The sequence below is a fragment of the Pseudomonas sp. IT-P294 genome (assembly GCF_949767865.1).
Lineage (GTDB): Bacteria > Pseudomonadota > Gammaproteobacteria > Pseudomonadales > Pseudomonadaceae > Aquipseudomonas.
Genome location: NZ_CATKQW010000056.1, coordinates 218,884 through 239,120 on the forward strand (window position 1 = coordinate 218,884; position 20,237 = coordinate 239,120).

General features: G+C 60.3%; 19 protein-coding genes. 11 read left to right on the forward strand and 8 right to left on the reverse strand.

Annotation, left to right across the window (positions count from 1 at the left end; all coding sequences use genetic code 11):
• Position 1 precedes the first annotated feature (1 nt).
• The gene (locus ACM6I0_RS27085) at positions 2–1,273 is read right to left on the reverse strand and encodes a glutamate-5-semialdehyde dehydrogenase (RefSeq protein ID WP_414923700.1); all 1,272 of its coding nucleotides are present in this window, start codon (positions 1,271–1,273) and stop codon (positions 2–4) included.
• Between the two features lie 189 nt (positions 1,274–1,462).
• On the opposite strand from ACM6I0_RS27085, the gene ACM6I0_RS27090 reads away from it, so the two are divergent.
• Both ACM6I0_RS27090 and ACM6I0_RS27095 read left to right on the forward strand, forming a co-directional pair.
• Positions 1,463–2,161, forward strand: coding sequence for a DNA-3-methyladenine glycosylase (locus ACM6I0_RS27090; RefSeq protein WP_414923701.1), 699 nt, complete (start codon positions 1,463–1,465; stop codon positions 2,159–2,161).
• A gap of 187 nt (positions 2,162–2,348) precedes the next feature.
• On the forward strand, positions 2,349–3,665 hold the full coding sequence (locus tag ACM6I0_RS27095; protein ID WP_414923702.1) for a bifunctional DedA family/phosphatase PAP2 family protein: 1,317 nt from the start codon (positions 2,349–2,351) through the stop codon (positions 3,663–3,665).
• Here ACM6I0_RS27095 and ACM6I0_RS27100 read toward each other — a convergent pair whose 3' ends face one another.
• Genes ACM6I0_RS27100 through ACM6I0_RS27110 form a run of 3 tightly spaced genes read right to left on the reverse strand, consistent with a single transcriptional unit; the run spans position 3,666 to position 5,342 of the window.
• A complete protein-coding gene (locus ACM6I0_RS27100; protein ID WP_090179434.1) occupies positions 3,666–4,256 on the reverse strand; it encodes an LON peptidase substrate-binding domain-containing protein in 591 nt (196 codons plus the stop codon).
• Between the two features lie 10 nt (positions 4,257–4,266).
• Entirely contained in the window at positions 4,267–4,983 is a 717-nt protein-coding gene (locus tag ACM6I0_RS27105) for an LrgB family protein (RefSeq protein WP_285432455.1), read from the reverse strand.
• Positions 4,980–5,342, reverse strand: a complete 363-nt coding sequence (locus ACM6I0_RS27110; RefSeq protein ID WP_285432454.1) for a CidA/LrgA family protein — start codon at positions 5,340–5,342, stop codon at positions 4,980–4,982. Before ACM6I0_RS27110 ends, ACM6I0_RS27105 begins: the two co-directional genes overlap by 4 nt.
• Positions 5,343–5,538: 196 nt before the next feature.
• On the opposite strand from ACM6I0_RS27110, the gene ACM6I0_RS27115 reads away from it, so the two are divergent.
• The 3 genes from ACM6I0_RS27115 to ACM6I0_RS27125 all read left to right on the forward strand — a co-directional run bounded on the left by ACM6I0_RS27115 (position 5,539) and on the right by ACM6I0_RS27125 (position 8,486).
• A complete protein-coding gene (locus tag ACM6I0_RS27115; protein WP_208671299.1) occupies positions 5,539–5,994 on the forward strand; it encodes a MaoC family dehydratase in 456 nt (151 codons plus the stop codon).
• Positions 5,995–6,098: 104 nt separating this feature from the next.
• Positions 6,099–7,817, forward strand: a complete 1,719-nt coding sequence (locus ACM6I0_RS27120; protein WP_285432452.1) for a C13 family peptidase — start codon at positions 6,099–6,101, stop codon at positions 7,815–7,817.
• Between the two features lie 27 nt (positions 7,818–7,844).
• Positions 7,845–8,486, forward strand: coding sequence for an oxidoreductase (locus tag ACM6I0_RS27125; RefSeq protein WP_208671297.1), 642 nt, complete (start codon positions 7,845–7,847; stop codon positions 8,484–8,486).
• A 44-nt stretch (positions 8,487–8,530) separates the two neighbouring features.
• Here the strand turns inward: ACM6I0_RS27125 and ACM6I0_RS27130 are convergent, their stop codons facing one another.
• From ACM6I0_RS27130 to ACM6I0_RS27145, 4 genes are all read right to left on the reverse strand, one after another.
• Complete coding sequence (locus tag ACM6I0_RS27130) at positions 8,531–8,815, reverse strand: YceK/YidQ family lipoprotein (RefSeq protein ID WP_285432450.1); 285 nt, start codon at positions 8,813–8,815, stop codon at positions 8,531–8,533.
• A complete protein-coding gene (gene ubiX, locus ACM6I0_RS27135; RefSeq protein WP_222588615.1) occupies positions 8,808–9,440 on the reverse strand; it encodes a flavin prenyltransferase UbiX in 633 nt (210 codons plus the stop codon). The genes ACM6I0_RS27130 and ubiX overlap by 8 nt, the downstream gene beginning before the upstream one ends.
• Entirely contained in the window at positions 9,437–10,786 is a 1,350-nt protein-coding gene (gene mpl / locus ACM6I0_RS27140) for a UDP-N-acetylmuramate:L-alanyl-gamma-D-glutamyl-meso-diaminopimelate ligase (protein WP_259156132.1), read from the reverse strand. The genes ubiX and mpl overlap by 4 nt, the downstream gene beginning before the upstream one ends.
• 186 nt (positions 10,787–10,972) lie before the next feature.
• Positions 10,973–12,886 (reverse strand): sigma-54-dependent Fis family transcriptional regulator, encoded by a 1,914-nt coding sequence (locus ACM6I0_RS27145; protein ID WP_414923703.1) that lies wholly within the window; start codon positions 12,884–12,886, stop codon positions 10,973–10,975.
• Positions 12,887–13,185: 299 nt separating this feature from the next.
• On the opposite strand from ACM6I0_RS27145, the gene ACM6I0_RS27150 reads away from it, so the two are divergent.
• From ACM6I0_RS27150 to ACM6I0_RS27175, 6 genes are all read left to right on the forward strand, one after another.
• A complete protein-coding gene (locus ACM6I0_RS27150; protein ID WP_285432446.1) occupies positions 13,186–14,706 on the forward strand; it encodes an aldehyde dehydrogenase family protein in 1,521 nt (506 codons plus the stop codon).
• Between the two features lie 268 nt (positions 14,707–14,974).
• Positions 14,975–16,345 (forward strand): ethanolamine permease, encoded by a 1,371-nt coding sequence (gene eat, locus ACM6I0_RS27155; RefSeq protein WP_285432445.1) that lies wholly within the window; start codon positions 14,975–14,977, stop codon positions 16,343–16,345.
• Between the two features lie 197 nt (positions 16,346–16,542).
• On the forward strand, positions 16,543–17,937 hold the full coding sequence (locus ACM6I0_RS27160) for an ethanolamine ammonia-lyase subunit EutB (protein ID WP_414923704.1): 1,395 nt from the start codon (positions 16,543–16,545) through the stop codon (positions 17,935–17,937).
• An 8-nt stretch (positions 17,938–17,945) separates the two neighbouring features.
• Positions 17,946–18,770 (forward strand): ethanolamine ammonia-lyase subunit EutC, encoded by an 825-nt coding sequence (gene eutC, locus ACM6I0_RS27165; protein ID WP_414923705.1) that lies wholly within the window; start codon positions 17,946–17,948, stop codon positions 18,768–18,770.
• Between the two features lie 120 nt (positions 18,771–18,890).
• Positions 18,891–19,352, forward strand: coding sequence for a GNAT family N-acetyltransferase (locus ACM6I0_RS27170; protein ID WP_222588622.1), 462 nt, complete (start codon positions 18,891–18,893; stop codon positions 19,350–19,352).
• A 225-nt stretch (positions 19,353–19,577) separates the two neighbouring features.
• The gene (locus tag ACM6I0_RS27175) at positions 19,578–20,228 is read left to right on the forward strand and encodes a DedA family protein (protein ID WP_414923706.1); all 651 of its coding nucleotides are present in this window, start codon (positions 19,578–19,580) and stop codon (positions 20,226–20,228) included.
• Positions 20,229–20,237 lie beyond the last annotated feature (9 nt).

A 20,237-nucleotide genomic window follows, 5' to 3' on the forward strand; every position in this document is an offset into this window, starting at 1 on the left:
CTCAGACCGACGCCTGACCGCGTAACTGACCATCACCGACCACGATGTACTTCTCGCAGGTCAGCCCCTCGAGGCCCACCGGGCCGCGGGCGTGCAGCTTATCAGTAGAAATGCCAATCTCGGCACCCAATCCGTATTCAAAGCCATCGGCGAAACAGGTCGGCGTATTGATCATCACCGACGAGGAATCGACTTGCGCCACAAAACGCCGGGTGTCTGCGAGGTTTTCGCTGACGATAGAGTCGGTGTGATGGGAGCCGTACTTGTTAATGTGCTCGATGGCCTGGTCCAGTCCGTCGACCACGCGGATCGACAGAATCGGCGCCAGGTATTCGGTGGTCCAGTCTTCTTCAGTGGCCACCGCTGCGTCGATGATCGCTCGCGTGCGTTCGCAACCGCGCAGCTCAACGCCTTTTTCGCGGAACTGTGCAGCCATCGACGGCAGGAAATCCTTGGCAACGGCCTGATCCACCAGCAGCGTTTCCATCGCGCCGCAGATGCCATAACGGTAAGTCTTGGCGTTGAAGGCGATGCGTTGGGCTTTGGGCAGATCGGCGTGGGCACTGACATACACATGGCAAATGCCGTCCAGGTGCTTGATCACCGGCACGCGGGCATCGCGACTGACCCGCTCGATCAGGCCTCGGCCACCACGGGGCACGATCACGTCGACGTATTCGGGCATGGTGATCAGCGCGCCAACGGCGGCGCGATCAGTGGTTTCGACCACTTGCACCACGGCGGCCGGAAGCTCGGCCTCGGCCAGGCCACGCTGGATGCAGGCGGCGATGGCACGGTTGGAATGAATGGCCTCGGAACCGCCGCGCAGAATGGTTGCGTTACCGGACTTCAGGCACAGGCTGGCAGCGTCGATCGTCACATTCGGCCGGGATTCATAGATGATCCCGATCACGCCCAACGGCACGCGCATCTTGCCGACCTGAATGCCCGACGGACGGAAGCTCATGTCGCGGATCGCACCGACCGGGTCCGGCAATGCCGCCACCTGACGCAAGCCGACGATCATGCCGTCGATGCGCTCCGGGGTCAGCGCCAGACGCTCAAGCAATGCCGGCTCAAGACCACTGGCACGACCAGCGGCCAAATCCAGCTCATTGGCAGCCGTCAGCTCGGCGCGTGCAGCATCCAGCGCATTGGCAGCTGCCTGCAGCGCGCGGTTCTTTTGCGCAGTGCTGGCACAGCCAATGACGCGAGAGGCCTCGCGGGCAGCGCGACCCAGGCGGGTCATGTAGTCAAGAACGGACTCAGTCATGGTCTGGAGTGGTCTTTGCTAAGGTCTTGGTAAAGAGTAAAGCGGCAGATTATAGCTGTCGCGTCCCTCGACTAACAGCGGTGACGGGCGGATGGTCGAAATGGAGGGCAATTTGCCGACGTTCAGCCGTGATTAAGCCGCAAATTGTTATCATCGCCGCTCAATCAGCCCTGAATAATGCCGTTCATTATGTCAAACCTGACTGTTAGCACGTCCGTCGCGCCCCTTCCCACAGGGCTCCCGGACGCCTTTTTCGACAGAGACGCCCAAACGCTGGCCCGGGATTTACTGGGCAAAATCATCCGCCACCGGGTCGGCGACCTGTGGCTCAGTGCTCGCATCATCGAGACCGAAGCCTATTACTGCGAAGAAAAAGGCAGCCACGCGTCCCTTGGCTACACAGAAAAGCGTAAGGCTTTGTTTCTGGATGGCGGCCACATCTATATGTATTACGCCCGTGGTGGCGACTCCCTGAACTTCAGCGCCAAAGGTCCCGGCAACGCGGTATTGATCAAATCCGCCTATCCATGGGTCGATGAATTGAGCGGGCCGGCGAGTCTGGCGCAGATGCTGCTGAACAATCCTGATGCACAAGGAAGGCCTCGCCCCTCGCAAAAGCTGTGCGCCGGACAGACATTGCTTTGCAAATCGCTAGGCCTGAAGGTGCCGGTCTGGGACGCCAAACGCTTCGATCATGAAGTGCTGCTGGTGGAAAATGTCGGCCCGGCACCGGCTCACATCATCCAGACCACGCGCCTGGGCATCCCCCAAGGACGCGATGAGCATTTGATGTATCGCTTCATCGATGCGGCTTACGCGCCGTATTGCACGCGCAACCCGCTGCGACGGGGACAGGTTGAAGGTCGCGATTATTTTTTTCTGACTTAACGGGCCCGGCCCCTAGGTAAACCGGAATCCCTGTGGGAGCGGGCCTGCCCGCGATGGGGTCGCATGGGTCGATATTGATATCGACCGTCCTGACTCCATCGCGGCAAGCCCGCTCCCACAGGGATTCGTGACATTTTGAAGATTCGTCCTTTTCGGGGCCAACTGAACATTCAATGGAGTTGTTTTTATGGGCCCATGGCTCGATAGCGTGACCGGTTGGTTGGCGGCTAACCCGCAATGGCTGGCCGCGGCAGTGTTCATAGTGGCCTTTGTGGAGTGCCTGGCGATTGCCGGGTTGATCGTGCCTGGCACGGTCTTGCTGTTTGCCGTAGCGGTACTAGCCGGCAGCGGAGCACTGTCATTGAGCGAAACGCTATTGCTCGGGTTCGTCGCCGGGGTGCTGGGCGATGTCGTCTCGTACTTCATCGGTCGACATTTCCACCAGAACATCCGGCGCCTGCCAGGGTTGCGTCATCACCCGGAATGGATCGCCGGCGCCGAGTCGTATTTCCAGCGCTACGGTATTGCCAGTCTGCTGGTCGGCCGCTTCATCGGACCGCTACGGCCGATGCTGCCAATGGTCGCCGGGATGTTCGACATGCCCTTCCCGCGCTTCGCCGCCGTCAGTCTGCTGGCCGCCGCGGGCTGGAGCGTTGCCTACCTGCTGCCCGGCTGGGCCACGGGCGCGGCCATCCGCCTGCCATTGCCGGACGGATTCTGGCCCGAGGCCGGGATCGTCGCGGGCAGCATCGCCGTCATGGTGGGCTTGAGCATTACCAGCAGCATGCGTCGCCATCGCAAGGCAACGCTGCTGATTAGCGGCATGAGCTTTCTGATTCTGCTGGGACTGTTCATCGGCTACCCGCACCTTACTGCGCTCGATCAAGGCGTGATGACCCTGGTGCAGGAACACCGAAGCCCGATGCTCGATGAAGTGGCAGTCACCTTCACGCTGATCGGCGAGTTCCGCAACATGCTGGTGTTCAGCGCCCTGCTGACCGGTTTGCTGCTGCTCACACGGCAATGGCGCCAGGCAATCTTCGCTGGCGGCACCCTGCTCTTCACCGCCCTGGGCAATACGTTCACCAAACAGTTTTTCGCCCGCATCCGCCCGGAAGTGCTAAGCGATCCGCTCACCAGCTACAGCATGCCCAGCGGTCACGCCTCGGGGTCATTCGCCTTGTTCCTGACCCTCGCCGTGCTGGCCGGTCGCGGCCAACCGCCGCGCATGCGCCTGACGTGGTTGCTGCTCGGCTGCTTGCCGGCGCTGGCGATTTCCCTTTCCCGAGTGTATCTGGGGGCGCATTGGCCAACGGATGTGCTGGCCGGCGCAATGCTGGCGGCGTGCGTATGCGCGGCGAGTCTGTGGCTGAGCCAGCGCCAGACGCCGCTCAACCCGATGCCATCCAAAGTCTGGTGGCTTGTATTGCCTCCAATGGTGGCACTGTTCGGGTTCTTTGCGTTGCGGCATTTGCCGACTGCGATGTTGCGGTATGCCTACTGATCAGGCGAACAACTCACCCTGCAACTCATCGAGCAGCGCCTGGATCGCATCCAGTCGCTGCTGTGGGTCATCGAGTTGCAGCAGGTCGATCTTGTCCACTTCGGCGAACGGCAGCAGATACGCCAGTTGATTGGCCAACGACTGTTGTCCGGTCGCTTCAGTCCCCATGTTCAGCGCCTCGACCATTGGGTGTTCGGCGAGCGCCTTGAGTAGCGCCACCAGGTCGGCATCTTCGTCCTGCAACGGTTGCTCGGGTTCATCTTCCAGCCACTCGACGTCAGCGACGGTCAAATGATCGCGCTGCACCTCGGAGCGCAACACGTGAAAACGCCGTCCGCCTTGCACCCGGATGCCCAGCAGGCCATTGTCCTGTTGCTTGAAATCGGTGATCAACGCTTCGCATCCCACCAACGCGTAACCCGCCGGCGCAATGCCGACTTCTTCGCCGTCGAGGATGCACACCACACCGAAGCCACTGCCCTGTTTCATGCAGCGACTAATCATGTCCAGGTAGCGCGCCTCGAAGATCTGCAAGTCGAGGATGCAACCAGGAAACAACACCGTGTTCAGCGGAAAAAGCGGCAAGCTCATAGACAATTCCTTACACCACCATCGACACCGCCAACGGCAGGAACACCGCCGTGGCCACGCCCATCAGACTCATCGCCAGCGCCGCGAAGGCGCCGCATTCTTCACTTTCCTGCAAAGCCACCGACGTGCCGACGGCGTGGGCGGTCATGCCCAGTGCCATGCCGCGCGCCTCAGGGCTGAGCACACCGAGCCGGGTCAACAGGCTCGGGCCGAAGATCGCACCGATCACGCCGGTGATCAACACGAACACCGCCGCCAACGCCGCGACGCCACCAATCTGCTCGGCCACCAGCATCGCAATGGGCGAGGTCACTGACTTGGGCGCCATGGTCATGAGGATCATGTGTTCGGCGCCAAACCACCAGCCCAGCAACACTCCCATGCCCGTGGCGACCACGCCGCCTATCACCAGCGTAGTAAATATCGGCCAGAACAACTGCCGAATCCGCCGCAGATTAAGGTAAAGCGGCACCGCGAGCGCCACCGTCGCCGGCCCGAGCAGGATGCTGAGGATCTCGGTGCTCTTGCGGTACTCAACGAAGGTGATGCCAGACACCGTCAGCACGCCAATCACCAACAGCATGGACACCAGCACCGGCTGCAGAAAAATCCAGCGGGTTTTCTCGAACGCCGCCAGCACCACCTGATAAGCGCCCAATGTAATACCAATGCCGAACAACGGATGATGAATCACCGAGTCCAGGGCACCGTGCCAGTCGAGGATCATGAATTATCTCCACGATGGGCATGACGCTTGACCATGCGCTGCATCAGCACCCCGGCAAACGCCATGGACAGCACCAGCGACAACACCAGTGCGCCGACGATGGCCCAGAAGTCCGCGGCGATGTCCTTGGCGTACACCATGACGCCCACGGCGGGTGGCACCAGCAGCAACGGCAAATAGCGCAGCAGACTGCTGGCTGCCAGGTTCAAAGGCTCACCGACTTGCCCGCGTGAAATCAGGTACACCAGCAACAGCAGCAGGCCGATAATCGGCCCGGGCAGCACCGGTAAAAACAAATGATTGAGGGCTGTCCCCATCAATTGGAACAACACCAGCCAGGTCAGGCCACGTAACAACATCCCGCATCTCCACACGCTTTCCCCACAAAAAAGGGGCCGGGCATTATAAGCACGTCAACGCTATGGATCGGCATTCGCCAAAAGCATGGTCAGTTGACCGGAGCAAATTGCCATGTTGATCTAAAGTGGTTCGCAGGGAGGTCAAATCCCCCCACCCGAAAAACTAAAAAACCGATGAAACACAAGGAGAGTCTCAATGCCCTATGTTCCCGTTGCAGAGCTCAAAGATTATGTCGGCAAGGAACTTGGACGTTCCGAATGGCTCACCATCGATCAGGAGCGCATCAACCTGTTCGCAGAAGCCACAGGCGATTATCAGTTCATCCACGTCGACCCGGTCAAAGCCGCGCAAACGCCATTTGGCAGCACGATCGCCCACGGATTCCTGTCGCTGTCGCTGATTCCGAAACTGATGGAAGACATCCTGGTCCTGCCTGAAGGGGTCAAGATGGTGGTCAACTATGGCCTGGACAGCGTACGTTTCATCCAGCCGGTGAAGGTCAACTCCAGGGTTCGGCTCAAAGTCGACATGAACGAGGTCACCGAGAAAAAACCCGGCCAATGGCTGCTCAAAGCCACCGCCACGCTTGAGATCGAAGGGTCGGACAAACCGGCGTATATTGCCGAGCCGCTGTCCCTCTGTTTCGTCTGATACATGCCTGATTGCGAAACAGCTAACGCTGTTTCGCGCCGCGTCTCTATATATACGACACATAGCTGCGGCATACTCGGTCGCCTAATTGCCCGGATCCCGCTATGCGCTCACTCGCCCTCCTTGCTTTGACCCTGTTGCTTACCGCTTGCGGAGATGGCGAATCGCTGTTGCCCCCTGATGCCCGCTTGCCGGACGGTGGGCGCTATCGCGGCGATCTGGTCAATGGCTTGCTGCAAGGCCAGGGCCGCGTCGACTACCCGAACGGCAGCTGGTATGCAGGCGAATTCGACAAAGGCCAATGGCATGGCCAAGGCGAATGGCATGGCAGCAACGGCGAGGTTTATCGCGGGCAATTCAACCAGGGGCTATTCGACGGCCAAGGCACGCTGACCACCAACGGCAGCAGTTACTCCGGGGGATTCAAACTCGGGCGCCGCGACGGTGAAGGCACGCTCAAAGAAAACGGCATGACCTATCGCGGTGAATTCAAGGCCGATCAGTATTCAGGGCTCGGTCGTCTCGAACTCGAAGACGGCAGCTCCTACCAGGGCCAATTCGCCAACGGCAAACCCAACGGTGAAGGCCAGCGTGGCGATGCCAGCGGTAATCAGTTCACCGGACACTTCGTCAACGGGCAACTGGAAGGCAACGGCACCTTCAATAGCGCTGACGGTGACATCTACGTCGGCGGTTTCAAGAACAATCAACTGAACGGCAAGGGCCGCTACGAAAATGCCGACGGCGATGTCTGGCTGGGTCAGTTCAAGGAAGGCTCGCTGAACGGCAAGGGCGAGCTGATCGGCGCCGATGCCAGTCATTACGTCGGCCAGTTCAGCGACTGGCGCTTCAGCGGCGAGGGCCGTTTGAACCTCCCCGACGGCAGCTTCTACATCGGCCAGTTCGATACAGATGCCTATTCGGGTCGCGGCACGCTGGTGCTGACAGATGGCACGGTACAAAGCGGTACGTGGGCCAATGGTCAACGTGTGCGCGATGCCGATGGCAAATTGTTGCCCGACAGCCTGGAGCTCGGCTTGCTGGCCCAGGGCCGCTTGCTCGACGATGCACTGACCAAAGTGCCGGCTTCCACGCCAGCCGTCGAGCTGTACACCTTGACCGTGGGCGGTGACGGCAAGCAGAGCGTTTTCCTGCGCGAGTCCGATTACGTCAGCAACATGCTAAACAGCCGCTTCGGCGCTTTCGGCCAGATCCGCCTGGTCAACCATCGCGATCACCTTGTAGACCGGCCGATGGCCACCCGGGAAAACCTGCGGCGCGCGGCACTGACCCTCGCCGAACGCAGCGGTCCGGAAGATTTGATCTTCATCTACCTGACCAGCCACGGCACCAGCGAACATGAGCTGGTACTCGACCAGCCGCGTATGGAGCTGGCCGATTTGCCGGCCGACGAACTGGCCGCGGTGCTTGCCCCCCTGAAGAATCGCGACAAGATCATCGTCATCTCGGCCTGCTACTCCGGCGGCTTCCTCCCTGCCCTCAAGGACGAACGTACGCTGATCATGACCGCCTCGCGGGCCGACCGCGTGTCCTTCGGCTGCTCGGAAGAAGCCAACTTCACCTACTTCGGCGACGCGCTGTTCGCCCAGGCGTTGAACCAGACCGACGACCTCGAGCAAGCCTTCAAACTGGCCAAGGCCACGGTGGCCGAGCGCGAACTGGCTGACAACTTCGAAGCCTCTGAACCGCAGATCTGGGCACCGAAAACCGTCCTCTCCCACTGGCAGCTCTTGCGCAAGCAGCAGGCACGAAAAGCTTTGCAAAGTGTCTCTATAAGCAGCAGGGATGCAAACAGCAACTAAGCTGAACAGTATCAAGGGGGAAACACTATGTACTTGACGCCTCAGCATGTATTGCTTGCCGGTGCTACCGGGCTGACCGGTGAACATTTGCTTGATCGCTTGCTCAATGAGCCAACGATATCAAGGGTACTGGCCCCCTCACGCAGGCCATTGGCCGAGCATCCTCATCTGGAAAACCCGGTCGGCGACCCGGCGGTGTTTTTGCCGCAACTCAACGGTCGCGTCGACATTGCCTACTGCTGCCTTGGCACCACGATCAAGCAGGCCGGCTCCGAACAAGCCTTCCGCGCGGTCGATCTGGACATGGTGGTAGCGTTCGCCAAGCGTGCGCGGGAAATGGGCGCACGGCACCTGATCGTGATCAGTGCCTTGGGGGCCGATCGCAGGTCGCCTGTTTTCTACAATCGGGTCAAAGGCGAGATGGAATACGCGTTGATCGCACAGAATTGGCCACAACTGACCATCTGTCGGCCTTCATTGCTGCTGGGCGATCGCCTGGAACCGCGCATGGCGGAGCAAATTGCCGGACCGTTGTCGCGACTTATCCCCGGCAAATATCGCGGCATCGAGGCCTGCCAATTGGCGCGGGCGATGTGGCGGCTGGCGCTGGAAGAGCAGGATGGCGTGCGGATCGTCGAGTCGGATGAGCTGCGTAAACTCGGCAAATAATGCCCCACAAGGATCGTTCCCAAGCAGAGCGTGGGAACGATCAGCTAGAGACCGCCAGTTGCCTGGAAGCTGACGCCGATCACCGTCAGCACAGACAACGGCAGCAACAGCGTATCGAGCAATGCGCTGGCCGGCAGGTCGACACCGGGATAGCTCGGTGCTTCGGCGCCAAACCGGTCCTTCGCGCAGCAACCGCCGTTCATCGCATACAAATCCAGACGCGTGCCCGAGTACACCACGGGCGCCCCGGGTTTGGCCGCATCGAGGGTGCGCGCCGTGGCGCAACCCGTCAGTTGCAACACCAGCACCATGATCAGCAGCTTATTCATCGCTGCTCAAATGGTGTTCCCCCCAGCGCGGCAGCATGTCTTGCGGGATGTTCAGCAGATTGAGAATCCTCGCCACCACAAAGTCGATCAAGTCATCGATGGTCTGTGGCTGATGATAGAAGCCTGGCGAGGCCGGCAAAATCGTCACCCCCATGTTCGACAACTTGAGCATGTGCTCCAGATGAATGCTCGAATACGGTGCCTCACGCGGCACCAGAATCAGCTGGCGGCGCTCCTTCAGCGTGACGTCGGCCGCCCGCTCGATCAAGTTGTTGCAGGCGCCGGTCGCAATCGCCGACAGCGTCCCGGTCGAGCACGGCACCACCACCATCGCCGCTGGCGCACCGGAGCCCGATGCCACCGGCGACATCCAGTCTTCCTTGCCGTACACCTTGATCTGCCCGGCGGCGGCGCCGGTGTATTCGGTCAGGAAAGCCTGCATCGTCTGCGGTTTGGCGGGCAGCGTGACGTCGGTTTCGGTGGCCATCACCAGTTGCGCAGCCTTGGAGATCAGGAAATGCACCTCGCGGTCTTCGCGGATCAGGCAGTCAAGCAGGCGTAAACCGTACTGGGCGCCCGAAGCACCCGTCATCGCCAGTGTGATGCGTTCCGGGCCGCTGTTCATTTGAGTGCCTCGGCGAGCTTGCCGTGCAGGCCGCCGAAGCCGCCGTTGCTCATGATGACCACGTGGGTGCCAGGTTGGGCCTGGGACTTCACGCGCTCGATGATGCCTTCCAGCGAATCGCTGACTATCGACGGCACGGTGCACAACGCAGCGGTCGCGCCCAGGTCCCAGCCGAGGTTGGCCGGGGCGTACCAGATCACCTGATCGGCATCGACCACGCTTTCCGGCAGGCCGTCGCGGTGCGCGCCAAGCTTCATCGAATTGGAGCGCGGCTCAATGATCGCAATCAACGGCGCATCACCGATGCGCTTGCGCAGGCCGTCCAGGGTCGTGGCGATGGCAGTCGGGTGGTGAGCGAAGTCGTCGTAGATGGTGATACCGCGCACTTCGGCGACTTTCTCCATCCGCCGCTTCACGCTTTTGAAGGCGCTCAACGCAGCGATGCCCATCGACGGCACGACACCGACGTGGCGGGCCGCAGCCAAGGTGGCCAAGGCATTGGCGACGTTATGCTGGCCGGTCATGTCCCACTCGACCACGCCTTGGGCGACGCCTTCGAACATCACTTCAAACTTGGAACCGTCTTCGCTGAGCAGTTTGACCTGCCACTGACCGCCGGCGCCGGTGGTTTGCACCGGTGTCCAGCAGCCCATCTCGATGACGCGCTGCAAAGCGGGTTCGGTCGTCGGGTGGATCACCAGGCCTTCGCTCGGGATGGTCCGCACCAAATGGTGGAACTGGCGCTCGATGGCCGGCAGATCGGGGAAGATGTCGGCATGATCGTATTCAAGATTGTTCAGGATCGCCGTGCGTGGGCGGTAGTGAACAAATTTCGAGCGCTTGTCGAAAAACGCGCTGTCGTACTCGTCGGCTTCGATGACGAAGAACGGCGTATCGCCCAAGCGGGCCGACACCGAGAAATTCTGCGGCACGCCGCCAATCAAGAAGCCCGGGCTCATGCCCGCGTGCTCCAGGACCCAGGCGAGCATGCTGCTGGTGGTGGTTTTGCCGTGGGTGCCGGCGACGGCCAGGACCCAGCGACCTTGCAGCACGTGATCCGCCAGCCATTGCGGGCCGGAGACGTAAGGCAGGCCTTTGTTCAACACGTATTCCACGGCCGGGTTGCCGCGGGACATTGCGTTGCCGATCACCACCAGATCCGGTGCCGGATCGAGTTGAGCGGGATCGTAGCCTTGGGTCAACTCAATGCCCTGCGCTTCAAGCTGAGTGCTCATCGGCGGATAGACGTTGGCATCGGAGCCCGTCACGTGATGACCCAGCTCTTTGGCCAGAACTGCCATCGAACCCATGAAAGTGCCGCAGATACCAAGAATATGAATGTGCATTAGTCGACCTCGTAAAACATGGCCGCAGGTTAGCGTAGGGAGTGGGAAATCGCACCCTGTGTTTCGGTCTCACGCACGCCAACCGCGGGCAAGCCCGCTCCCACAGGGTCCAACGGCGCTCGGAAAATGGTGCTCACACCGCAACTCTGTGGGAGCGGGCTTGCCCGCGATTGGCCGCAACGCGGTTTACCGGGCGATACCGTGTTTACGCAGCTTGCGATAGAGGGTGTTACGGCTGACGCCGAGCTGTTCAGCGGTATTCGTCATATGCCAGCGCGTCTGCTCCAGCGCATTGAGCAAGGCCAATCGCTCGGCATCGTCCAGCGGATGCTCTGACGGCTCTTCAACGGCCACAGCCGGCAATGGCCGAACCTGACGAATCATCGCCGGCAAATCTCCCAGCCCGATCCGTCCACCGTCACACAGCGCCGCCAAGGTGCGCAGCACATTGCGCAATTGCCGCACATTCCCCGGCCACGCGAAGCCCAGCAACGCCTGCCGCGCCGGCTCATCGATCACCACCGTTTCACCGCCCGCCTCTTCAGTCAGCAAAAAGTCGAGCAGTTGCGATTTATCACTGCGATCGCGCAACGCCGGCAACGCCACCTCCAGCCCATTGAGCCGGTAATACAAATCCTCGCGGAAACTGCCGTCCTGCACGCGCTCCAGCAAATTACGGTGCGTGGCGCTGATGATCCGCACATTGACCGGCTCCGGCTCGCCACCGATCGGCACGACCTGGCGATCTTCCAGCACTCTCAATAGTCGGGTCTGCAATGCCAACGGCATGTCGCCGATTTCATCGAGGAACAAGGTCCCGCCATCGGCCTGCTGCAACTTGCCGCGCATGCCTTCCTTGCGCGCGCCGGTGAAGCTGCCGCCGCGATAGCCGAACAATTCGCTCTCGATCAAGCTCTCAGGGATGGCCGCACAATTGAGGGCGACGAAGGCTTTTTCAGCCCGTTGACTGGCCTGGTGCACGGCTTTGGCGAATGCCTCTTTGCCGGAACCGGTTTCACCGTTGATCAACAGCGGCACGTCCCGTTCGAACACGCGCAGGGACTTGCGGAAATCTTCCTGTAACGCGGTATCGCCAATACAAATGCCCGACAGGCGCGCCTGCTCGGCAATCACCGGACGTTGCACCACCGGCACTGGAATGCTGCGTGGCTGCCCACGCAACAGCGCAAACAGACTCCGCCCGTCCCGGGTGCGCAGCGGCCAACTGGCGCTGGCGTTTACGCTCGCGCGGCTGAGCAATTCATCCAGCGAGCAATCGAAAAACGCCTCGACCGGCTGCCCCAACAATCCGCAGCGACCATGCCCCAGCAGGTTCAGGGCACTTTGATTGACGGCACTGATCCGCCCTTCCCCGTCAAACGCCAGCAGCCCTTCGCTGAACAGCCCGACGGACTCTGCCTGCAGGTGAAAACGCAACAGCCATTGATTGTCGAAGTAACGCAGGAAATAGCAGCTCTCAATCATTTTCGCCGAAAGATTGACCAGCGCCATGGTGTGAAACTGGCTCTGACGCGAAACCTCGTGACGCGCCGAAGACACATCGAGCACCGCCAGCAGTTCGCCATGCGGGTCGAACACCGGGCTCGCCGAGCAGGTCAGGCCGGTGTGGCGACCGCGAAAGTGTTCGTCCTGGTGGATAGTCAGCGACTGACGCTCCACCAGGCAGGTGCCGATGCCGTTGGTGCCTTCGCAGGCTTCGCTCCAGTCAGCGCCGAGCCAGAGCCCGGCACGCTCGAAAATCTTGCGCTCGGCGGGCGCGGTGACGCAATTGAGGATCACGCCACGGGCGTCGGTCAGCAGCACCGCGTGACCGGCGCCGGAAAGTTGCTGATGCAGGCTGGTCATTTCGTTGCCGGCGATTTGCAGCACTTGCTGCAAGCGCTCGCGGCTTTCCAATACGCGGCCGTGCTCCAGCACCGTCGGTGCCACGGTCAGGGCGGGGTCGAGGTGATAGTCCTCAAGACACCGCAGCCAGGAACGGGCAATCGACGGATCGCTGCCCGGACCGTGCAGGTGAGATTTGCCCTGAGTGACGGTCAGGACCTGCTGGGCATGGCGACTCAAATGGTTGTCGTGCATTTCTTATTATTCTCCCCGGGGTTCGGCGACCCGTGGTTGAGGTGATGCGAGCATCCTCCAGCCTAGCCGGCATTGCAATGGTGGCAAGACCGTGCGGTCACAGGTTGTGCCACAAGCGGTACAAAGTGTCACGGTGACTGTACCGGAAGCGTCACAGCGGCGTTCCGCCCGTCCGACAAAAACGGCGCAAGGCCTTGATTTACCTGACCTGCAAGGCAGTGGCCCGACCTTTGCTCTACGCTTATAGCAAGCGCACATGCGCTCTCTCTTATAAGTACAAAAGCCAAGGAGAAATCACTATGCGTTACGCTCACCCCGGTACTGAAGGCGCTATCGTTTCGTTCAAGAGCAAGTACGGTAACTACATCGGCGGCGAGTTCGTCGCGCCTGTCAAAGGTCAGTACTTCACCAATACCTCGCCAGTAAATGGCCAACCGATTGCCGAATTTCCGCGCTCCACGGCCGAAGACATCGACAAAGCCCTGGACGCCGCCCACGCTGCAGCCGATGCCTGGGGCGCCACGTCCGCCCAGGCGCGCTCGCTGGTGCTGCTGAAAATCGCCGACCGCATCGAACAGAACCTGGAACTGCTGGCAATCACCGAATCCTGGGACAACGGCAAAGCCGTGCGTGAAACGCTCAATGCCGACATCCCGCTGGCCGCGGACCATTTCCGCTACTTCGCCGGCTGCATCCGTGCCCAGGAAGGCAGCGCCGCCGAGATCGACGGCAACACCGTGGCTTATCACATCCATGAACCGCTGGGCGTGGTCGGGCAGATCATCCCGTGGAACTTCCCGATCCTGATGGCTGCCTGGAAACTCGCCCCGGCCCTGGCCGCCGGCAACTGCGTGGTGCTCAAGCCTGCCGAGCAAACGCCACTGGGCATTACCGTGCTGATGGAGCTGATCGGCGACCTGCTGCCGCCGGGCGTGCTGAACGTCGTGCAAGGCTTCGGCAAAGAAGCCGGCGAAGCACTGGCCACCAGCAAACGCATTGCCAAGATCGCCTTCACCGGCTCGACCCCGGTTGGCTCGCACATCATGAAATGCGCGGCTGAAAACATCATTCCGTCCACCGTGGAGCTGGGTGGCAAGTCGCCGAACATCTTCTTCGAAGACATCATGAAAGCCGAACCGTCTTTCATCGAGAAAGCCGCCGAAGGCTTGGTGCTGGCGTTCTTCAACCAAGGCGAAGTCTGCACCTGCCCATCCCGTGCACTGGTCCAAGAGTCCATCTACGACGACTTCATGAAAGTCGTGATGAAGAAAGTGTTGTCGATCAAACGTGGTGACCCGCTGGACACCGACACCATGGTCGGCGCCCAGGCATCCGAGCAGCAATTCGACAAAATCCTTTCGTACCTGGAAATCGCCAAGGGCGAAGGCGCCGAGCTGCTGACTGGCGGCAAGGTGGAAAAACTCGAGGGCAACCTGGCGACCGGGTATTACATCCAGCCGACTCTGCTCAAGGGCACCAACAAAATGCGCGTGTTCCAGGAAGAAATCTTTGGCCCGGTGGTGAGCATCACCACGTTCAAGGACGAAGCCGAAGCCCTGGCCATCGCCAACGACACCGAGTTCGGCCTGGGTGCCGGCCTCTGGACCCGCGACATCAACCGCGCCTATCGCATGGGCCGCGCCATCAAGGCCGGTCGTGTGTGGACCAACTGCTACCACCTGTACCCGGCGCATGCCGCGTTCGGTGGTTACAAAAAGTCTGGCGTCGGGCGTGAAACCCACAAAATGATGCTCGATCACTATCAGCAGACCAAAAACCTGCTGGTGAGCTACGACATCAATCCGCTGGGCTTCTTCTAAAAACCGGGGGCGACACAGGGACTTCTGTGTCGCCCTTCAAATGGCTATCGCGAGCAGGCTCGCTCCCACAGGGATTTGTGGTTATTCCCAACATTTTGGTTCACCCCAAAACCCTGTGGGAGCGGGCTTGCCCGCGATGGCGTCCTTAACGACAACATAAAAACATTGCCCTGCCGCTCTGGCACGGGCCTTGCGTGCCCGCTCCACACCCAAACGTCGTACCTGAAAGTCCAAAAGATCAAACAATAAAAAAATACAGCGAGGACTTATGACTTCTTCCACACAGCTCAAACCCACACTCGGCACCCTGCATTTATGGGGCATTGCCGTCGGCCTGGTGATTTCCGGCGAGTATTTCGGCTGGAGTTACGGCTGGGGCACCGCAGGCACCCTGGGCTTTCTCGTCACCGCCCTGATGGTGGCGACGATGTACACCTGCTTCATCTTCAGTTTTACCGAATTGACCACCGCCATTCCCCACGCTGGCGGGCCGTTTGCCTATAGCCGGCGGGCCTTTGGCGAGAAAGGCGGATTGATCGCCGGCATCGCCACCCTGATCGAGTTCGTCTTTGCGCCCCCGGCCATCGCGATGGCAATTGGCGCCTACCTCAATGTGCAATACCCGGAACTTGACCCCAAGATCGCCGCAGTGGGCGCGTATTTCGTGTTCATGGGCCTGAATATCCTCGGAGTCAGTATCGCGGCGACCTTCGAACTGGTGGTCACCGTGCTGGCCGTCGCCGAGTTGCTGGTATTCATGGGCGTCGTCGCACCGGGCTTCAGCTTCAGTAACTTCGTACTCAATGGCTGGTCGGGCTCTAACGAATTCACGATCGCGTCCATTCCCGGCATATTCGCCGCCATTCCGTTCGCAATCTGGTTTTTCCTCGCGATCGAAGGCGCGGCCATGGCAGCAGAAGAAGCCAAGGACCCGAAACGCACGATTCCCAAGGCCTATGTCAGCGGCATTCTGACCCTGGTGTTCCTGGCCATTGGCGTGATGGTGATGGCCGGCGGCGTCGGCGACTGGCGCCAACTGTCTAACATCAACGATCCGCTGCCGCAGGCGATGAAAGCTGTGGTCGGCAACAATTCGAGCTGGATGCACATGCTGGTCTGGATTGGCCTGTTTGGCCTGGTGGCAAGTTTCCACGGGATCATCCTTGGCTACTCGCGGCAGTTCTTTGCCCTGGCCCGGGCCGGTTACCTGCCCCCTTCGCTGGCCAAGCTTTCGCGCTTCCAGACACCGCACCGTGCCATTTTGGCCGGCGGTGTGATTGGTATCGCGGCAATCTACAGCGACGGCCTGGTCAACCTGCAAGGCATGACCCTGACGGCGGCGATGATCACCATGTCGGTGTTCGGCGCCATCGTGATGTACATCATCAGCATGCTGAGCCTGTTCAAACTGCGTAAAACCGAGCCGAACCTGGAACGCAGCTTCCGCGCGCCGGGCTATCCGATTGTGCCGGGGATTGCGCTGTTTCTGGCGGTGGTGTGCCTGGTGGCGATGGCCTGGTTCAACACGTTGATCGGCTGTGTTTTCCTCGGCTTCATGGCGGCCGGATACTTGTATTTCCAATTGACCGCCAAGCAGCGTTTCGATGCCCCGGCAGATGCGATGCTCGAAAGCGTCTGAGTTGCACCGGCGCCGGGCCAAACTCCCGGCGCCTGCCATATAGAAGTGCATGCAGTTCCCTTGTGGGAGCGAGCCTGCTCGCGATTGCGCTGTTTCATTCAGCGCATGTGACGGATGTAAACCGCAATCGCGAGCAGGCTCACTCCCACAAGGGGATAGTGGTGAATTTGAGTTATTGATTGAATCAGGAGGACACCGTGGCCACATTTGCCCATTCTGTCGGCGCCCAGACCTATCGCTTCGCCAACCTCAAGGACGTCATGGCCAAGGCCAGTCCGGCGCGTTCCGGGGACTTCCTGGCCGGCGTCGCGGCCCTCAACGATGGCGAGCGAGTGGCCGCACAGATGGCCCTGGCCGACATTCCGCTGACGCACTTCCTGGAGGAAATGCTGGTTCCTTACGAGGCCGATGAAGTCACCCGACTGATCATCGACACCCACGACGCACAGGCTTTTTCAGCCGTCAGTCACCTCACCGTCGGCGGTTTTCGCGATTGGCTGCTGAGCGACGCCGCTGACGAACAGAGCCTGCGCGCCCTCGCCCCCGGCCTGACCCCGGAAATGGCCGCCGCCGTGTCGAAAATCATGCGCGTGCAGGATCTGGTGCTGGTGGCGCAGAAAATCCGCGTCGTCACAAAATTTCGCGGCACGATGGGCTTGCGTGGACGTTTATCCACCCGCCTGCAACCCAATCACCCCACCGACGAACCGGCCGGCATCGCAGCGAGCATTCTCGACGGCCTGCTGTACGGCAACGGCGACGCGATGATCGGCATCAACCCGGCCACCGACAGCATCGCCTCGATCTGCGCCATGCTGGAAATGCTCGACGCGATCATCCAGCGCTACGAAATTCCGACCCAGGCCTGCGTGCTGACGCACGTCACGACCTCCATCGAAGCGATCAATCGCGGCGTCCCGCTGGACCTGGTGTTCCAGTCGATCGCCGGCACTGAAGCGGCCAATGCCAGCTTCGGCATCAACCTGAATGTCCTGCAGGAAGGTTACGACGCCGGTCTGAGCCTGAATCGCGGAACGCTTGGCCGCAACCTGATGTATTTCGAGACTGGCCAGGGCAGTGCCCTGTCAGCCAACGCCCACCACGGCATGGATCAGCAGACCTGCGAAACCCGCGCCTACGCCGTGGCACGCCATTTCAAGCCGTTCCTGGTCAATACGGTTGTAGGATTCATTGGCCCGGAATACCTCTACAACGGCAAACAGATCATTCGCGCCGGCCTCGAAGACCACTTCTGCGGCAAACTTCTGGGCGTGCCAATGGGCTGCGACATTTGCTACACCAACCACGCCGAAGCCGATCAGGACGACATGGACACCCTGCTGACCCTGTTGGGCGTGGCCGGGATCAACTTCATCATGGGCATCCCGGGCTCCGACGACATCATGCTCAACTACCAGACCACCTCGTTCCACGACGCCCTGTATGCGCGCCAGACACTGGGGCTGAAACCGGCGCCGGAGTTCGAACAGTGGCTGGCGAAAATGGGCATCCTCACCCAGGCGGATGGCAAGATTCACTTCGGTGACAGGCTACCGCCGGCTTTCCGCCAAGCGATGGCGCAACTGGGATGAGTGTTGAAATGGATAAACCGCCTGTAGATGCAGAAAATCCGCTGCTGGAATTGCGTCGCCTGACACCGGCACGCATTGCTCTGGGCCGCACCGGCACCAGCATGCCAACCAGCGCGCAGCTGGATTTTCAGTACGCCCACGCCCAGGCTCGGGATGCCGTGCATTTGCCGTTCGATCATGCCGGGCTCAGCGCGCAATTGGCTGAATGCGGGCGCGACAGTCTGTTGCTGCACAGCGCCGCCGCCAACCGTGACAGTTACTTGCAGCGTCCCGATCTGGGGCGAAAGTTGAGTGATGAGTCGGCGCAGACCTTGCGCGATTACGCCTTGGCTCATCCTGGCGGCGTGGATCTGGCAATTGTCGTGGCCGATGGTCTGTCGGCGCTGGCGGTTCATCGTCATACACTGCCGTTTCTGACGCGAATGGAAGAACAGATCAAGGCTGAAGGCTGGTCGGTGTCGCCAGTCATACTGGTAGCCCAGGGCCGGGTCGCCGTGGCCGACGAGATTGGCGAGCTGTTGGGCGCTAAAATGGTGGTCATTCTCATTGGCGAGCGCCCGGGCCTCAGTTCGCCGGACAGCCTGGGTTTGTATTTCACTTACGGTCCCAAGGTCGGGCTGACGGACGCCTACCGCAATTGCATTTCCAATGTTCGACTTGAGGGCCTGAGTTACGGCATGGCGGCACACCGTTTGCTGTACTTGATGCGTGAGGCTTGCCGGCGCCAACTGTCGGGCGTCAACTTGAAGGACGAAGCGCAGATTCACACGCTGGAGTCGGACGCAGGTGCGGACATGAAAGGTAACTTCCTGCTCAGCCCACCCGATGCCTGAACCGTTTCCGCATTGCGTTTGTGCTTTGATTTCAGGCAGGATCGATGCACGGCTGCCCGAGTGAAGAACCGTTCGCCGTCAGAGCACGTGATGACAGCCACTTGAAGACGAGACCTACCGATGCGGATTATTCAAGCGACCCTCGAACACCTGGACCTGCTGACCCCGTTGTTCGTCAAATATCGCGAGTTTTATGGCGCCCTGGCCTATCCGGACTCGTCCCGGGCGTTCCTTGAGAAACGCCTGCGACGCAAGGAATCGGTGATCTACCTGGCACTGGCCGATGACGACAGCAACAAACTGATGGGTTTTTGTCAGTTGTATCCGAGCTTTTCGTCCCTTTCGCTTAAACGCGTGTGGATCCTCAACGACATCTACGTCGCCGAAGAAGCCCGCCGCCAACTGGTGGCCGACAACCTCATCCGCACCGCGAAGAAAATGGCCAAGGAAACCAATGCCGTGCGCATGCGTGTTTCCACCAGCAGCAACAATGAAGTGGCGCAGAAAACCTACGAGTCCATCGGCTTCAAGGAAGACACCGAATTCAAGAACTACGTATTGCCGATCAGCGACGAACTTTAAGGTCGCTCCAATGTGGCGAAGGGCTTGCCCCCGCTCGCCACAGGGTTAGTGTGCAGCCTGTCGGACCACGGACATTCCCCGCTACAAACTCGACAGGTTTTTCACGAATCAAATCGTATAATGCCGCACTTTCCGGCTTGTACGAAAAACTACACTCGTCTGTAGGCTTTCGCGAAGTCATCCGCACAGGCCTGCAGAGTTGGGCCATCACGACAGGTGCCCTACATGGATTTCAACCCGATCGACCTTATTTTGCATCTCGATGTTTACCTCGACTTGCTGGTAAAAAACTACGGGTTATGGATCTACGCCATCCTGTTTCTGGTGATTTTCTGCGAAACCGGTCTGGTGGTGATGCCGTTCCTGCCGGGCGACTCCCTGTTGTTCATCGCCGGCGCTGTAGCCGCTGGCGGCGGCATGGACCCGGTATTGCTGGGCGGCCTGTTGATGCTGGCGGCAATCCTCGGCGACAGTACCAACTACATCATTGGCCGAACGGCCGGCGAGAAACTGTTCAGCAATCCAAACTCGAAAATCTTCCGCCGCGACTACCTGCAGCAAACCCACGACTTCTATGACAAGCACGGTGGCAAGACCGTCACCCTGGCCCGTTTCCTGCCGATCATCCGTACGTTTGCACCGTTCGTCGCCGGTGTCGGCAAAATGCCTTACCTGCGTTTCTTTTCCTTCAGCGTCCTCGGCACCATTTTGTGGGTGGGCGGCCTGGTGACCCTCGGTTACTTCTTCGGCAACGTACCGTTCATCAAGAAAAACCTCTCGCTGCTGGTCGTGGGCATCATTGTGCTGTCGCTGCTTCCGATGATCATCGGCTTCATCCGCAGCCGTTACGGCAACGCCGCGCCCAAAGCGCAATAGCGCTGATCC

Bases quoted from the DNA above. Each gene is read 5' to 3' on its own strand.
- eat (WP_285432445.1), top strand. From the start codon at position 14,975: ATGACTTCTTCCACACAGCTCAAACCCACACTCGGCACCCTGCATTTA.
- ACM6I0_RS27115 (WP_208671299.1), top strand. From the start codon at position 5,539: ATGCCCTATGTTCCCGTTGCAGAGCTCAAAGATTATGTCGGCAAGGAA.
- ACM6I0_RS27150 (WP_285432446.1), top strand. From the start codon at position 13,186: ATGCGTTACGCTCACCCCGGTACTGAAGGCGCTATCGTTTCGTTCAAG.
- ACM6I0_RS27090 (WP_414923701.1), top strand. From the start codon at position 1,463: ATGTCAAACCTGACTGTTAGCACGTCCGTCGCGCCCCTTCCCACAGGG.
- ACM6I0_RS27120 (WP_285432452.1), top strand. From the start codon at position 6,099: ATGCGCTCACTCGCCCTCCTTGCTTTGACCCTGTTGCTTACCGCTTGC.
- ACM6I0_RS27085 (WP_414923700.1), bottom strand. From the start codon at position 1,273: ATGACTGAGTCCGTTCTTGACTACATGACCCGCCTGGGTCGCGCTGCC.
- ACM6I0_RS27125 (WP_208671297.1), top strand. From the start codon at position 7,845: ATGTACTTGACGCCTCAGCATGTATTGCTTGCCGGTGCTACCGGGCTG.
- ACM6I0_RS27170 (WP_222588622.1), top strand. From the start codon at position 18,891: ATGCGGATTATTCAAGCGACCCTCGAACACCTGGACCTGCTGACCCCG.
- ubiX (WP_222588615.1), bottom strand. From the start codon at position 9,440: ATGAACAGCGGCCCGGAACGCATCACACTGGCGATGACGGGTGCTTCG.
- ACM6I0_RS27130 (WP_285432450.1), bottom strand. From the start codon at position 8,815: ATGAATAAGCTGCTGATCATGGTGCTGGTGTTGCAACTGACGGGTTGC.
- ACM6I0_RS27145 (WP_414923703.1), bottom strand. From the start codon at position 12,886: ATGCACGACAACCATTTGAGTCGCCATGCCCAGCAGGTCCTGACCGTC.
- ACM6I0_RS27110 (WP_285432454.1), bottom strand. From the start codon at position 5,342: ATGTTGTTACGTGGCCTGACCTGGCTGGTGTTGTTCCAATTGATGGGG.
- ACM6I0_RS27100 (WP_090179434.1), bottom strand. From the start codon at position 4,256: ATGAGCTTGCCGCTTTTTCCGCTGAACACGGTGTTGTTTCCTGGTTGC.
- mpl (WP_259156132.1), bottom strand. From the start codon at position 10,786: ATGCACATTCATATTCTTGGTATCTGCGGCACTTTCATGGGTTCGATG.
- eutC (WP_414923705.1), top strand. From the start codon at position 17,946: ATGGATAAACCGCCTGTAGATGCAGAAAATCCGCTGCTGGAATTGCGT.
- ACM6I0_RS27105 (WP_285432455.1), bottom strand. From the start codon at position 4,983: ATGATCCTCGACTGGCACGGTGCCCTGGACTCGGTGATTCATCATCCG.
- ACM6I0_RS27095 (WP_414923702.1), top strand. From the start codon at position 2,349: ATGGGCCCATGGCTCGATAGCGTGACCGGTTGGTTGGCGGCTAACCCG.
- ACM6I0_RS27175 (WP_414923706.1), top strand. From the start codon at position 19,578: ATGGATTTCAACCCGATCGACCTTATTTTGCATCTCGATGTTTACCTC.